The organism is Bacillus sp. EB106-08-02-XG196 (genome assembly GCF_013396335.1).
Taxonomy (GTDB): Bacteria; Bacillota; Bacilli; order Bacillales; family Cytobacillaceae; genus Neobacillus.
The window spans coordinates 69,050-82,955 of record NZ_JABWSY010000021.1; the positions used below are offsets into that span (position 1 = coordinate 69,050).

Sequence of the window (13,906 nt, forward strand, 5' to 3'; positions counted from 1 at the left end):
TGATTATGTCTTTGTTGTTGATTTACTCTGCAATTACTATTTTTCTGTGAACACCTACTCTCCTGCAAACTGTTTATTATGGGTTTTTCCTGAACGATTAGAAATAATAAACAGTGATACGTTTCACTTAATTGAAAATGATTTTCAGTTAAGATAAATGTAAGATATTACTAGGAGGGAATTAGGATGGAGAAAAATTCAATTAAAGCCTACCAAGAGTTCAGCGAAGAAAGATTTACAAAACGGATTATTTACAAAAAAGGTGAAACCACAGCGTTTGTGTTAAATTTTATGCCTGGACAGCAGCTTCCTGTTCATAAGCACCCTGGTACAGAAGTTTATCTTTATGTAGTCACTGGGACAGGCACCTTCATCATCGATGGTCAGGAAACCTCTGTATCAGAAGCCGATTTAGTTCATGTTGGCGGCGACGAAGAGCTTGCCTTTAACAATAATGGCAGTGAACCTGTAAGCTTATATGTCGTGTTAAGTAAAGTACCTAGTGAACAATACGCTAAAAATATCTAATTAGACTCGGAGCAAAGAAAAGCCAGCCTTTTTATTAGGCTGGCTTCTTTCTTTCCTTTGTATGTGCTTTATTCTTAAGCCCAAAAAACCACCAGTTCCAATCCCCGAATAACTTCATCAAAGCTGGAACCAGAACCATTCGTACGATGGTGGCGTCAATGAAAATCGCAATCGCGATACCGACACCAAGCTGCTTAATCGGCATGACGCCTGTAAAAGCAAAAGCACCTGTCACCACAATCATAATCGCGGCGGCAGAGGTAATAATTTTACTCGTGTACGTTAACCCTGATATCGTAGCCTCAGTATTATCTCCTGTTTTTAAATAAAACTCCTGAATCCTCGAAATCAAGAACACTTCATAATCCATTGACAGCCCAAAGACGAGGGTAAATACAAAAACGGGCAATATTAATGCAATATCTGCAGGCTCTACTCCTAGATGCCCCTGCTGGAAAATCCAGACGACAATTCCAAACGTACAGCTAAGGCTTAATATATTCATTATTATGGCTTTTAGTGGAATGAGGATTGAGCGAAAAGCTGCCATCAGAATGAAAAAAGTTGAGACCACAATTAATAACAATCCATAAGGTGCCTTTTCAAAAATCTCATCAAAGATTTCTTGCTCAAACTTTATCGCTCCTCCGAAATGGGAGGTTAAACCCAAGTCCTTCCTGGACCAATCACGAATCCATTCCCTTGCTTCAGCGGAGTGATCAGTGGTTTTTAAATACACCTCAATCAGCATTTTATTATCTCGAATAAAGTAATCTAGAATGGGAGCTGTCTGTTGCTTTTGTCCAAATAGGAGAAGTTGAGACAACGTTTCCTGTTCCTCTATACCTGTAGCGGAAAATGGAGAATCAACTGTATCAACAAGTTTATCCTTTGAAAGCTGATCAAGAAAGCTGCTTACCTTCTCAAGATTACTTGTTTCTAAAATATTTCCTTTTGTTTCAAGCACGATTGATACTTTCTTTTCATTGCGTTTATCTTTAGGGATAAAATTCTCCTCAAAGACTTCAAATGCGACTCTTGATGGATATTTAGCAGGAAGAGATTCGGTCCCAGGAATCGACATCGTCATTTGTGCAACAGGTATAAAACCAGCAAGGAGTATGGCTAGGGCAGCCGCTGCCATAAGGACCGGACGTCTCATCACAAATTTTGCAAACCGATGCCAAATGCTAGTTTTTGTAGCTTTTAATCGCAGGATGCTAAATTTATTTATTCTAGTCCCAATCACAGCTAATAATGCCGGAAGAAAGGTCAAAGCACAAAAGGCGGATATAAATACAACGGCCATGCCGCCCAGGGCCACATTCTGGAAAATATCAATTTGAATAAACCATAAAGCCGACAAGCCAATAAATACACAAAGTCCAGAGAAAATAATCGAACGCCCAGCCGTTGCTACACTGACCTCAATCGCGTCCTTAATGGATTTTGTATGTAATTCTTCTTTGTAGCGGTTTATTAGTAATAAGGCAAAGTCAATACTTAAAGCAAGTCCAATCATTGGGACAATATTTAAAATAAAGATGGTCAAATCGGTACCATAACTAAAAAAGAAAACAGCCCCCATAGTGGTTAGTATCGATACAACTCCGATTACAATCGGAATGGAGGCAGCAACTAACCCTCCGAAAGCAAGGACTAAGACAAGCAAAGCAATCGGCAGTCCAATCATTTCAGCTTTGGCTAAATCCTCTTGGCTGGCAATATTAAGGTCTTGAACGATAATTGGCTCACCCGTCATAGTAACGGTTAAACCCTGTTTATTTTTAAGAATTTTGTTCAATTGATCAATCTCAGTGCTGAGATCCTCAGCTTTTTTATCAAAAGCCAACAGACCATAGGCAACTTCCTCCTTGATCATTCCATTTCTTTCAAAAGGACTTGTTATACTTTTGGCACCGTCGAAGTTTTTTAAATCTTCAAAGGTTGCTTTGATATATTGGTCCCAGTCAGTATCTTTAACTGTACGCTCTCTTTCAAAGACAAGAATAATGGATGATTTTGCATGTCCAAATTCCTTTTCAAGGAGCGTCCTTGTTTCGTTATATTCACCTTTGTATTCAAAGCCGTTACCGCTTAATACGGAAGGTAATTTCAAGGCGAAAACCACTGATAGTGCAATGATAAGCAGCCATAGTGCAAGCACCGTTTTCCGGTGATTGTATATGAGTCCTCCAAGTTTCCCCATTCTAAGACCCCCTTTTTTATAGGAAATTTATCCCTGAACTTAGTATAGCAGAACAGGCCAAGAGCAGTAGTTGACTATTTCGTGTCAACGTAATGGACATAGTAAATATGATAAGAATCATTCCCTCTTTTAAGAATGAAAATGCAACAGTCTGGAGCTAAAAAATGTTCAACAGAGGTTTTACAAATGTAAAAATATTAGGGGATTCACCTCACTTCTTGCTATAATTAATATAAAAATCAGGATAGAAGGTGACATACAATGGACAAAGAGAAACTAAGTAAAGTGCTTGAAGCAGCAAGACTATATTACTTATTGGATTATAATCAAAACGAAATTGCAAAGATACTGGGTATTTCACGGCCAACAGTGTCCCGATTATTACAACAGGCCAAAAGCGAGGGAATCGTCCAAATCACCATTATGGATCCAACTGAAGATGTTGAAAATTTAGCCATTGATTTAGAAAAAAAGTTCAATTTGAAAAAAGTAATCGTTGCGTCTATTCCACAATTTGAAAATCATATTATCAAAAACTACCTTGGCGAAAAAGCGGCCATGTATCTACATGAAATTGTGAAGGACCATGACATTATCGGGGTAACCTGGGGGACCACGTTATACCATATTGCTGTTGAGCTAAAACAGAAATTTGTCAAGGACGTTAAGGTTGTTCAGCTAAAAGGCGGCGTAAGCCATGCAGAAACCAATACATATGCATCTGAAATCCTCTACCTGTTTGGAAAAGCATACAATACTACACCACATAATCTTCCATTGCCGGCGATTGTGGACCACGTTGTCGTAAAGCAGGCGATGGAGGCTGACCGGCATATTCATAAAATCCTAGATCTTGGCAAAAAGGCCAATATTGCAGTGTTTACCATGGGCTCGATTAAAAAGGACTCTTTATTGTTTCAAATGGGCTATTTTACAGAAAGTGATCAAAAGGCCTTAAATGAAAAGGCGGTTGGGGATATTTGTTCACGTTTCTTTGATAAAGAAGGTGAAGTGTGTAATGAAAGTCTGAACGAAAGAACGCTTGGAGTTAAATTAGAGGATTTACGGGACAAGGAATACTCGATACTTGTCGCCGGCGGACCAAATAAAATTGAGGGCATCTACGGTGCATTAAAGGGGAATTATGCCAATGTGTTAATAACGGACCAATTCTCAGCAAAATTTCTTCTCGATAAACAATAAATATATTTTACATTTGTTCAAAAAAATATTTACAAATGTTCAAAGGTTTTGTTATAGTTAGCTTGTGAAAAGTAACAATTAAATGAAATGCTTTCAAATATAGGAGGAATCATCTTATGACTCAAAATGTGACTAAAATGATTGATCATACATTATTAAAGGCCGATGCTACAAAGGAGGAAATCGTGAAGTTAGTGGAAGAAGCTAAGAAATATTCCTTCGCTTCCGTATGTGTCAATCCAACTTGGGTAAAAATATCAGCAGATATGCTTAAAGATACCCCAGAAGTAAAAGTATGTACGGTAATTGGATTTCCTTTAGGAGCATCTACATCAGAAACAAAAGCATTTGAAACAAAAAATGCGATTGAAAATGGGGCAAATGAAATCGATATGGTAATCAATATCGGTGCACTCAAAGATAAACAAGATGAATTAGTAGAAAAAGATATAAAGGCAGTTGTAGAGGCTGCAAAAGATAAAGCATTAGTAAAGGTAATTATCGAGACCTGTCTATTAACAAAAGAAGAAAAAGTTAGAGCATGCGAACTCTCAGTTAAGGCGGGGGCGGATTTTGTAAAAACCTCTACTGGATTTTCAACCGGCGGAGCAACAGTCGAGGATATCACTTTAATGCGTGAAACAGTTGGACCTGAAATAGGTGTCAAAGCTTCTGGAGGCGTTCGCAGCCGTGAAGATGCACTTGCAATGGTTGAAGCAGGAGCTACTCGTATCGGGGCAAGTTCTGGAGTGTCTATCAGTAAAGGTGAAATTTCTCAAAGCAATTATTAATCTTTAGATTTGAGGGATATTAATGAAAGAAACAATATTAGCATTAGTTGCTGGTTTAATTGTAGGTATCATTTTTAAATTTATGAAGCTTCCATTACCTGCACCTCCAGTGTTTTCTGCAGTAGTTGGCGTATTCGGTGTTTATTTTGGCGGGGTTATTGCCAGTTGGATGGTTAAATTTTTCCAAGGGTAAAAGAGGACTATGGAGAGTGAGAACACGATGGATGAAAAACAACTTTTAGAGGAAGCAGCCAAGGCACGAGAGTTTGCCTATGTGCCCTATTCAAAATTTCAGGTTGGTGCTGCTCTTATAGCAAAAGATGGGAAGGTATTTCATGGATGTAATATTGAAAATGCCTCATATGGAATGACGAACTGTGCGGAAAGAACGGCTTTATTTAATGCATACTCTGAAGGTGTTACTCAGTTTGACACTTTAGTTGTGGTAGCGGATACGGAAGGGCCAGTTTCACCTTGTGGTGCCTGCAGACAGGTAATTTCGGAGCTTTGTGACTCTGAGATGGAGGTTATCCTTACGAATTTAAAAGGTGATATTCAAAGAATCCTAGTGAAAGACCTTCTTCCGGGTGCCTTTTCTCCTAAGGATTTGAAATAAAATGTTGAGGCAGGATGACAATCCTGTCTCTTTTTCATGCATTTTTATAAAAAGGGCATAATTTAAAAGAACGATAGCAGCCTATTACGATATCGAAAATGTCTATGAATGAGGAAGATAATGAAAAAAAGTTTGTTTATTTCAATCATTGATAATGACACGATGATCCAAACCATGCTGGTAAGGATTCTAAATTTGATGAATATAGAACAGTTTGAATTGGATATTACAGCCTTTGAGGATGGGATTTCATTTTTTGAATCTAATCGCTTAAATGAAGCAGGAGAACATTTATTAATTCTTGATGGTGTTATGCCAATTATGGATGGCATTGAGATCCTGCAAAAAGTGAAAGGTGATAGTAGTAAACATGTGTACGTTTTAATGCTGTCAGGAAGAAAAAGTCAGTCGGATATTGAAAAGGCTCTAAAATTAGGGGCTGATGACTATGTTATAAAACCGTTTAGTATTAGGGATCTTCAGGTTAGAGTCCAAGAAATTATTCAAAGGATAAAGTAGATGATCAATCATGAGATCTTGTTTCTTACTATTATTACTGTATCTCTTTTAGGATTACTGTTCCTAATGTTGTTGTATTTAATGATTCGGAAAGTAAATGATAATAATAAAAGAAGAGAGATTGAAAGCTATAAAAATAAAATCAGCCCAATAATTTTCTCGATAATTGTTGAAGGGGAATGTTACAGAGCTCTTGGATTTGAAACTGCAATAAAACAAAAGGCAATTGAGGAACTGCTAAGCAGGTATGTGAAAATTTTAGAAGGTGAGGAAGAGAGGAAAAGGTTATCAGAATTGGCGTCTCTATGTTTGCAGGAAAACTATCTAAAACTCCTTAAAAGTAAACGATGGAGTCGCCGTATGAATGCATTTTATCATATTGAAGATTTTTATATGACAGATATTCAAGAAGATGTGCTTCAGTTACTGACAAAGAAGAATATTTCACAACAAGAGAATATTCAAGCTTTGAGAATCCTTGCTTCTTTCCAATTTACCGGTTTTATCGACTTACTCCCAAACCACTATCATTATTTAGCGGAGTATGATTATCGAGGCATTTTGATGCGTTTAGACCAGATTCTATTTGATCAATTTGTTTTAAGTTTTCATAAAAGCTCCAATCCACTGCAATTTGCCATACTAGATGTTATTTCATTGAAAAAAGCAATAAAATACCGGCCATTTACCGAAAATGTTTTTACTACCTATAAAGGTGAAGTGAGGCTAAGAGCTCTAAAGGCCTTGGCCGAAATTGGCTATATGAAAAATGTAGAGCCATGCCTAGAAATGATGTACTCGTCTAAATGGCAAGAGAGAATGGTGGCAGCAAAACTCATAGGTTCCATTAAGGAAGAGAGAGGGATACCGCGATTAATTGAATTACTACATGATCAGACCTGGTGGGTCCGTTCTCAGGCAGGACAATCCATTAGTCAGTTCCATAATGGGAAGTCCATTTTGCAATCGGTCTTAGAAGCATCCAAAGATGCGTTCGCAAGAGATATGGCTTGGGATTGGCTGCATAAAGGGGTATAAAATATGCTAAATGTGAATTGGCTAGATATTGTTACTGTTTTTGCTTGGATTATTGCTGTTTATATGGTAATTGTTATTGTTTTTTATTCTGCTATTTTAATGATTTCAATGTTTCAGCTTCGGAGGGAATACCAATTAGACAGAATTCAGGTTTATGAGGATTACATGGAAGAATTTCATACAAGACCTGTTTCAATCATTGTCCCAGCCTATAACGAGGAAGCAGGAATCATTCAGAGTGTACGGTCACTCTTGAGTGTGAATTATCCTACTTATGAAATTATTGTTGTAAATGACGGATCAACCGATACTACCTTAGAGAAGATACTTGAGCATTATGATATGAAAGAAATCATTCGAGCAGTACGTAAACAAGTTAATACAAAACCAATTATAAGAATTTATCAATCCTCAGTCCTATCAAATTTATTCTTAGTTGATAAAGAGAATGGCGGTAAAGCCGATGCTTTGAACGTGGGAATTAATTGTTCAAGTTATCCCTATTTTTGCTTGCTAGATGGGGATTCCGTATTAGAGCCAGATGCCTTTTTAAAGGTGATGAAGCCAATCATTGATTCAAATGAAGAGGTTATTGCTTCGGGTGGAAGTGTGCGAATTGCTAATGGATGTGAAATAAAGAATGGACATATTTTAAAAATAGGTCTTTCAAACAATCCCTTAGTCATTATGCAAATCATTGAATATCTTCGTGCCTTCCTCATGGGCAGAATCGGTTTGAGCAGGCATAATCTTCTTTTAATCATTTCTGGTGCATTTGGGGTTTTTTCGAAACACTGGGCAATCGAAGCGGGGGGATATAAAACTGATACAGTTGGGGAGGATATGGAGTTAGTTGTCAGACTCCATAGATTACTAAAAGAAAAGCGGATAAACAAAAGGATTGTCTATGTACCTGATCCTGTTTGCTGGACGGAAGTACCTGAGGATATCACGATCTTAAGAAGGCAAAGGCGGCGCTGGCATAGAGGACTCTTTGAAAGCCTATGGACTCACCGTTCCCTCACCTTTAATCCAAAATACGGTTCCATTGGGTTAATATCCTTTCCTTACTTTTGGATTGTTGAGTTTTTTGGACCAATTGTTGAGTTTCTATGTTATTTATTTATGGTTCTATTTCTGTTACTGGGTGGAATTTATAATGAATTTACTATCCTATTATTTCTTCTATCCTGTCTATATGGTTCGCTATTTTCCATGAGTGCTGTCTTGTTAGAAGAATGGAGTTTAACCAAATATCCAAAAGTAACTGATATAGTAAAGCTCTTTTTATACTCGTTAACTGAAACCATCTGGTATCGTCCGTTGACTGTTTTATGGAGATGTGAAGGTGTCTTGCAAATGCTGGCAGGAGATACGAGCTGGGGAGAAATGAAAAGAAAAGGAGTTTCAAAATGACAAAACCTCCTTACTTGTAGATGCCATTTTATTTCTTATTGTCATCTAAAGTCCTTATTGGTCCTGGTTAATACAGCCCTTTATATACAAGGGATGAGTGGGAACAACCAGCTCATTACGAACGTTTGAAAAAATCGTATGGAATCATTAAAAGACTTATGGAAAGGCGAGGGTATGTAAGTGAAAAAGAAGATTGGCTTTATTGGAGCGGGGAAAATGGCTCAAGCGATGATAGAAGGAATCCTTAAATCGTCGTTGATTCCAAAAGAAAACATTAAGGTAAGCGCTAAAACAGCTGAAACAATGGATAGAATCAAATCCAGCTATAAAATTCATACGACCCGTTCAAATCAAGAAATCGCAAGGTTTGCTGACATTTTAATCCTAGCGGTAAAACCTGACCAACATAGAAAGGTTATTGAAGAGATAAAAAATATAATTCATCATGAAAGTACGATAATCACCATTGCGGCTAGAATTACATTGGCAGATATCGAAAGGGAATTTGGTTTTAGTATAAAGGCAGTTCGGACAATGCCCAATACGCCTTCGTTAGTGGGCGAAGGGATGACAGCTATTTGTCCAAATGAGATGCTTTGTGAGGAAGAGATAGTTGAGATTGAACGTCTTTTTCAAACATTTGGTAAAACGGAGAGGCTTGATGAAAAACTAATGAATGCTGTACCAGCCATTAGCGGTTCATCTCCTGCTTATGTTTATATGTTGATAGAAGCAATGGCTGATGGAGGTGTCAAGCAGGGGATTCCTAGGGATAAAGGCTATCGGTTGGCAGCTCAGGCTGTCCTTGGTGCTGCTAAAATGGTACTAGAAACCGATAAACATCCTGGAGAACTTAAAGATAATGTGTGTACGCCAGGCGGGGCAACGATCGAAGCTGTAGCTGAACTTGAAAAGAAGCAATTTCGAGGTTCCGTATTGGCTGCAATGGAAAGCTGTACTGAAAAAGTGAAATCATTATAAAAACCTGCGACTTTGTCGTAGGTTCTTCAATTTGGTTCTGGTTTTCTAATGACTGTTATCGATGTCATCAAGCCAACAAAAATAATGGTTAATAAAGAGTAAAGGAATTTTTCTAAACCCACTACTTGAATCCCGCTAGTAATGACCAGACCGTCAATTACAAAGATAATGATTCCTATATTAACAGTAGTAAATTTGGAGAGGATTTGAGCTAGCAAATCAGTTCCACCCGTACTTGTTTCATAGCGTAGCATTAGACCAATCCCAACTCCGACCAGAATTCCCCCAAGTATCGTACTTGGAAAAATGCCAAGCTGAATTTTCCCATTCATAAAAGAAAGTAAGTCAATACAAAAAGAAGAAATAATAAGTCCATGCAGGCTGTAATAGAAATAACGTTTTTCAAAGAACCATGCCAAGATATAAAGAGGAAGACTTAAAACAATCATACTAAGGCCTGTTGGCCAACCGTAAAAATAGTGAATGATTAACCCTAAACCAATCACGCCGCCATCAAGCAGATGATAGGGTACGAGAAACCCATTAACACCTAGGCTTAGTAATAAACTGCCAATCAGCATAGCAATAATTTTTTGTTTCAATAAAAATCACTCCAAACTTGTCCCTACATAAAAAGTATGTATTTGAATTTCATTTAGAAGTGATAGGACTAAAAAGTTATGAGAGCCCCAGAATAGCATAAAGAAGAAGGGGCGGTCACTCATAGAGGTTATGAGAGCCTGGCAACAGCATATTTAAGAAGGAGCGGTCACTCATTGTGGTAATGAGAACCCGGCAAAAGCAAAATGAAGAAAGAATGGTCACTCATAGGGGGAAAATCCGACCTTAGGGTAAGAATGAGCAAAAAAGAGAATGGAGAACCCATTCTCTAGAAAACCATATTTAAAAGAAAAGATTTAAAATGAAATAAGAAATTGCTGCTATACCTGCTGAAATTGGAAGTGTAATAACCCAGGTGATGAGCATTCTTTGAGCTGTATCCCATTTTACTCCTTTAAGTCGGTGTGAAGCACCAACCCCTAAAATACCAGATGAAATGACGTGTGTTGTACTAACAGGAACATGTAAGAAAGTAGCACCAAAAATAACAGCTGCACCAGTTAAATCTGCTGCCACCCCGTTAATTGGTCTAATTTTCATGATCTTGCCGCCAACGGTTTTAATAATCTTCCATCCTCCGACAGATGTACCTAATCCCATTGCCAGCGCACAGGAGAATTGTACCCAAAACGGAACCTCTGCATTACTGCCAAGGTAACCATTCGCAATTAGAGCCATCGTGATAATTCCCATTGCTTTTTGTGCGTCATTCGTTCCATGTGAATAAGATTGCAGGGCTGCAGTGGCTATTTGCATATAACGAAAATTTCGATTCGTCTTCGCTAAATTTGCATTCTTAAACACCACTTTAAAAATACTATACACAATATAACCGACCGCAAAAGCAAGGATTGGTGAAATAATTAAAGCTTGGAGGATTTTCAAAAATCCAGTATAGTTAAGCGCGCCAAAACCTGCTGAAGCAAGAGCAGCTCCTGCGATTGATCCAATGATTGCATGAGAAGAACTGCTTGGGATTCCGTAATACCATGTCAGCAAATTCCAAAATATTGCAGCAATCAACGCAGCAAGGATAACAACAGACCCATTTTCAAGCGTAAAAGGGTCGACAATATCCTTGGAAATGGATTTAGCTACACCCGTAAACGTCATCGCCCCTACAAAATTCATGATTGCCGCTAACAGAATGGCATGCCGTGGTCTTAAAGCCTTTGTAGAAACAGAGGTTGCAATTGAGTTCGCCGTATCATGGAACCCATTAATAAAGTCAAATGCAAGGGCACCAATGACAACTAAGATAATTAAAATTTCCATTTGTTTGCTCCTTATGCATTTTTCATAATAATGGTTTCAAGTGTATTTGCAACAGATTGACAGCTGTCAGCAATATCCTCGAGATTTTCGTATATTTCTTTGTATTGAATAATTTTTATTGGATCCTTTTCGACTGTAAATAAATGCTTAATGGACTGACGAAGGATATTATCGCATTTTGATTCATAATCTTTTATTTTGATAGCATGTTCTCGCATTTGAGGAAGTTTCTTATTCGCTAGCAAGCCCATCGCTTGATCAATTTCGTGAACACTTGCTTTTAAGGCAGCCACAAATTGAAGCATAAAATCATCTGCCTGTGTGATGGAATACATTTCAAATAATGCAGCTGTTGCTTCTAGGCCGTCCAGTACGTCATCCATACTGTTTGCTAAATGGAGAATATCTTCACGTTCAATAGGCGTGATAAATGCATCATTTAGCTGTTTAATGACTTCATGAACAAAGGTATCACCCTTTGTTTCAATTTCTTTCATCTTCTCTGAGAAAATTTTCAAATCACTTATATTTTTTAATTTATAATCAGCAAAGTAATTTGCACCTTCCTTTAAGTTTGAAGAAATATTACTTAATAGAGCAGAAAATTTATCAACTTTTTTTGCCATTTTTTTATCCCCCTAAAAATTATGTAAAAAGTTTTGCACAACGGACAATATTTTACAGAAATTAAACGAAAAAAACATAAAAATTTGACTTAATTTACAAAAACTTAACAAAAGAAAATTCTGAAAAATAATCTTATGGGATTAGCTATTTTTATTTTTTTTAATGTTACCCTGTAGACCTATTATTATGTATTTATTAAAACGGAGTAAATTTCTTGGTATGTAAAGAAATAAAATGGGTACTTTAATGGTACAAGACAGTATTTTAAAAATTAATACTGCTTGTTAAGTAATAGGATTCTTTAAAAGAATGATTAAAAAAGGAGTGTTCTAATGAGTTTCATTTGGGCATTAATCGTAGGTGGAGTGATTGGCTGGTTAGCTGGTCTTATTGTTGGCAGAGATGTTCCAGGTGGTATTATAGGTAATATAATTGCAGGGTTTGTTGGCGCATGGCTCGGTACTTTATTATTAGGAGATTGGGGACCAAATGTTGCCGATTTTGCGATTATCCCTGCCATTATCGGATCAATTGCTCTTGTATTCCTATTATCACTTGTAATGAGGGCATTTAGAAAAGCTGACAGATAATTGAAAGAGAGGCCGCCCCAAATGGGCGGCCTCCTTAAATTTGAATCATAGTATATTCACGTCTATACTCTTGAAGATTGGCGGGTTATCTATAAATGGGGCATAACAAATGATTTCTTCTCCAGTAATAGGTTGAGTAAATTCTAATTTTGCCGCGTGCAGTGCCTGTCGATCGAATAGTGGCTTTCCTCCATATAAAATATCGCCTAGTAAAGGATGCCCAATATGACTGAAATGCGCACGTATTTGATGCGTTCTCCCCGTTTCGAGCCAGCATTTTACATAAGAAATACTGTTTTCCTCTTTAATAAGCTGATAATGCGTAATAGCCTCTTTACCAGTTGGGGAAACTCTTCTCCTTGTTGCATGATGACGGTCACGCCCAATTGGCTCCTTTATAGTCCCTTTCTTCTTTTTCAAATGTCCTTGAACAATAGCAAGATAGGTCCTCTTCAATTCATGTTTTTCGAGCATTCTGTCCAAAATAGCACCTGCTAAGGCGTGTTTAGCAAAGAGGATAGCGCCAGTGGTATCCCTGTCTAAACGATGTACATGCCTAATCTCAACCTTTTCACCTTTTGAATGCAGATAAAATTGTGCTGCTTGTAAAAGTGTACTTTTATCGTTTTCGTCATTTGGATGTGTGTTCATAAAAGCAGGTTTATTAAAAACAATCACATGCTCGTCCTCAAATAGAACCTGTATGTCATAGAAGAAAGCAGGAATGTTCATTACTTCCTCATCTTCAAATAATTTAATTAGCACCTTTTCGCCTAATTTAAGAGGCGATGTCCACGAAGCTTTATTTCCATTTACAAATACTTTGTGTTCCATTCTGAATAAATGAGTAAGTTTCTTTGAGACCTCCCATTCACTTCGAAAAATTTCCTCTATGGTTTTTCCTTCCCAGCTTTTGGGTGTGTTAATTTCCATCCAATTCCCTTTTCGTGTCGTTTTTATCATTTGAACTCCTTATAACTTGAGATTTCTTTAAAGGTATGGCGTGGTTATAATTACCACCGAAATTCACTCTTATTTATGCTATCCTTATGTATATATATTACGATAGATTATAGTTATCGCAAAGGTGGGTTACAAGTGAAAATTGTTTTTGCCTCGACACCAGGTCAGGAAGAGGAAATTTGTGGACTTGTGAGGTACATCTATTCAACTGTTTTTCCACTCTATTTTACGGATAAGGAGATAAGTGAGTTTGAACAATTAAAAGTATTGCATACTCCAGATGACTTTAATACTTTAAAGGACGCTTTTCAAGTAATGGCAAGCATGCAAACAGTGATCTCCATACTTGAGTCTCCAACTCTTGATGAGCAATATGCAGTTCTATTTAATAAAAATGTTTCGAACTTGCAAGAATTTGGTCTTTTCTTTCCGTTTGAGTATGAACAATTCGTAGAAGCTAAAAATATGAAAAACAGTGTGTTTAGTGTTTATATCAAGGCCGCAAATGAACTACTTGTATAATTTCTAA

16 protein-coding genes are annotated in these 13,906 nt (G+C 37.3%); 11 read left to right on the forward strand and 5 right to left on the reverse strand.

Annotated elements, in window-relative coordinates:
- The first annotated feature begins 186 nt into the window (after window positions 1-186).
- Window positions 187-528, forward strand: a complete 342-nt coding sequence (locus tag MLOOGBEN_RS25735; protein WP_179161114.1) for a cupin domain-containing protein — start codon at window positions 187-189, stop codon at window positions 526-528.
- Between the two features lie 34 nt (window positions 529-562).
- Here MLOOGBEN_RS25735 and MLOOGBEN_RS25740 read toward each other — a convergent pair whose 3' ends face one another.
- Window positions 563-2,737, reverse strand: coding sequence for an MMPL family transporter (locus MLOOGBEN_RS25740; protein ID WP_179161115.1), 2,175 nt, complete (start codon window positions 2,735-2,737; stop codon window positions 563-565).
- A 261-nt stretch (window positions 2,738-2,998) separates the two neighbouring features.
- Between MLOOGBEN_RS25740 and MLOOGBEN_RS25745 the strand changes: the two genes are divergently transcribed.
- The 8 genes from MLOOGBEN_RS25745 to proC all read left to right on the forward strand — a co-directional run bounded on the left by MLOOGBEN_RS25745 (window position 2,999) and on the right by proC (window position 9,301).
- Window positions 2,999-3,940, forward strand: a complete 942-nt coding sequence (locus tag MLOOGBEN_RS25745; protein WP_179161116.1) for a DNA-binding transcriptional repressor DeoR — start codon at window positions 2,999-3,001, stop codon at window positions 3,938-3,940.
- A gap of 116 nt (window positions 3,941-4,056) precedes the next feature.
- Window positions 4,057-4,731 carry a deoxyribose-phosphate aldolase gene (gene deoC, locus MLOOGBEN_RS25750; protein WP_179161117.1) on the forward strand — a complete coding sequence of 225 codons (675 nt, stop codon included), beginning with the start codon at window positions 4,057-4,059 and terminating at the stop codon, window positions 4,729-4,731.
- Between the two features lie 22 nt (window positions 4,732-4,753).
- The gene (locus MLOOGBEN_RS25755; protein ID WP_179161118.1) at window positions 4,754-4,924 is read left to right on the forward strand and encodes a XapX domain-containing protein; all 171 of its coding nucleotides are present in this window, start codon (window positions 4,754-4,756) and stop codon (window positions 4,922-4,924) included.
- 27 nt (window positions 4,925-4,951) lie between these two features.
- A complete protein-coding gene (locus MLOOGBEN_RS25760; RefSeq protein WP_179161153.1) occupies window positions 4,952-5,347 on the forward strand; it encodes a cytidine deaminase in 396 nt (131 codons plus the stop codon).
- A gap of 120 nt (window positions 5,348-5,467) precedes the next feature.
- Window positions 5,468-5,866 carry a response regulator transcription factor gene (locus MLOOGBEN_RS25765; protein ID WP_179161119.1) on the forward strand — a complete coding sequence of 133 codons (399 nt, stop codon included), beginning with the start codon at window positions 5,468-5,470 and terminating at the stop codon, window positions 5,864-5,866.
- Window positions 5,867-6,904, forward strand: a complete 1,038-nt coding sequence (locus MLOOGBEN_RS25770) for a HEAT repeat domain-containing protein (RefSeq protein WP_179161120.1) — start codon at window positions 5,867-5,869, stop codon at window positions 6,902-6,904. It abuts the gene before it with no gap.
- Window positions 6,905-6,907: 3 nt separating this feature from the next.
- A complete protein-coding gene (locus MLOOGBEN_RS25775; protein WP_179161121.1) occupies window positions 6,908-8,320 on the forward strand; it encodes a glycosyltransferase family 2 protein in 1,413 nt (470 codons plus the stop codon).
- Window positions 8,321-8,500: 180 nt separating this feature from the next.
- A complete protein-coding gene (proC, locus tag MLOOGBEN_RS25780; protein ID WP_179161122.1) occupies window positions 8,501-9,301 on the forward strand; it encodes a pyrroline-5-carboxylate reductase in 801 nt (266 codons plus the stop codon).
- A gap of 26 nt (window positions 9,302-9,327) precedes the next feature.
- Here proC and MLOOGBEN_RS25785 read toward each other — a convergent pair whose 3' ends face one another.
- The 3 genes from MLOOGBEN_RS25785 to MLOOGBEN_RS25795 form a co-directional block, all read right to left on the reverse strand.
- The gene (locus tag MLOOGBEN_RS25785) at window positions 9,328-9,882 is read right to left on the reverse strand and encodes a YitT family protein (protein WP_179161154.1); all 555 of its coding nucleotides are present in this window, start codon (window positions 9,880-9,882) and stop codon (window positions 9,328-9,330) included.
- A 322-nt stretch (window positions 9,883-10,204) separates the two neighbouring features.
- Window positions 10,205-11,197, reverse strand: coding sequence for an inorganic phosphate transporter (locus MLOOGBEN_RS25790; protein ID WP_179161123.1), 993 nt, complete (start codon window positions 11,195-11,197; stop codon window positions 10,205-10,207).
- Between the two features lie 11 nt (window positions 11,198-11,208).
- The gene (locus tag MLOOGBEN_RS25795) at window positions 11,209-11,823 is read right to left on the reverse strand and encodes a DUF47 domain-containing protein (RefSeq protein ID WP_133370666.1); all 615 of its coding nucleotides are present in this window, start codon (window positions 11,821-11,823) and stop codon (window positions 11,209-11,211) included.
- A gap of 333 nt (window positions 11,824-12,156) precedes the next feature.
- Here MLOOGBEN_RS25795 and MLOOGBEN_RS25800 point away from each other — a divergent pair, with 333 nt between their 5' ends.
- Window positions 12,157-12,414: a GlsB/YeaQ/YmgE family stress response membrane protein gene (locus MLOOGBEN_RS25800; RefSeq protein WP_179161124.1), complete on the forward strand. Its 258-nt coding sequence runs from the start codon at window positions 12,157-12,159 to the stop codon at window positions 12,412-12,414.
- A 45-nt stretch (window positions 12,415-12,459) separates the two neighbouring features.
- Here the strand turns inward: MLOOGBEN_RS25800 and MLOOGBEN_RS25805 are convergent, their stop codons facing one another.
- Window positions 12,460-13,377 (reverse strand): RluA family pseudouridine synthase, encoded by a 918-nt coding sequence (locus MLOOGBEN_RS25805; protein ID WP_179161125.1) that lies wholly within the window; start codon window positions 13,375-13,377, stop codon window positions 12,460-12,462.
- 135 nt (window positions 13,378-13,512) lie between these two features.
- On the opposite strand from MLOOGBEN_RS25805, the gene MLOOGBEN_RS25810 reads away from it, so the two are divergent.
- A complete protein-coding gene (locus MLOOGBEN_RS25810; RefSeq protein ID WP_179161126.1) occupies window positions 13,513-13,899 on the forward strand; it encodes a YhcU family protein in 387 nt (128 codons plus the stop codon).
- The last annotated feature ends 7 nt before the right edge of the window (window positions 13,900-13,906 follow it).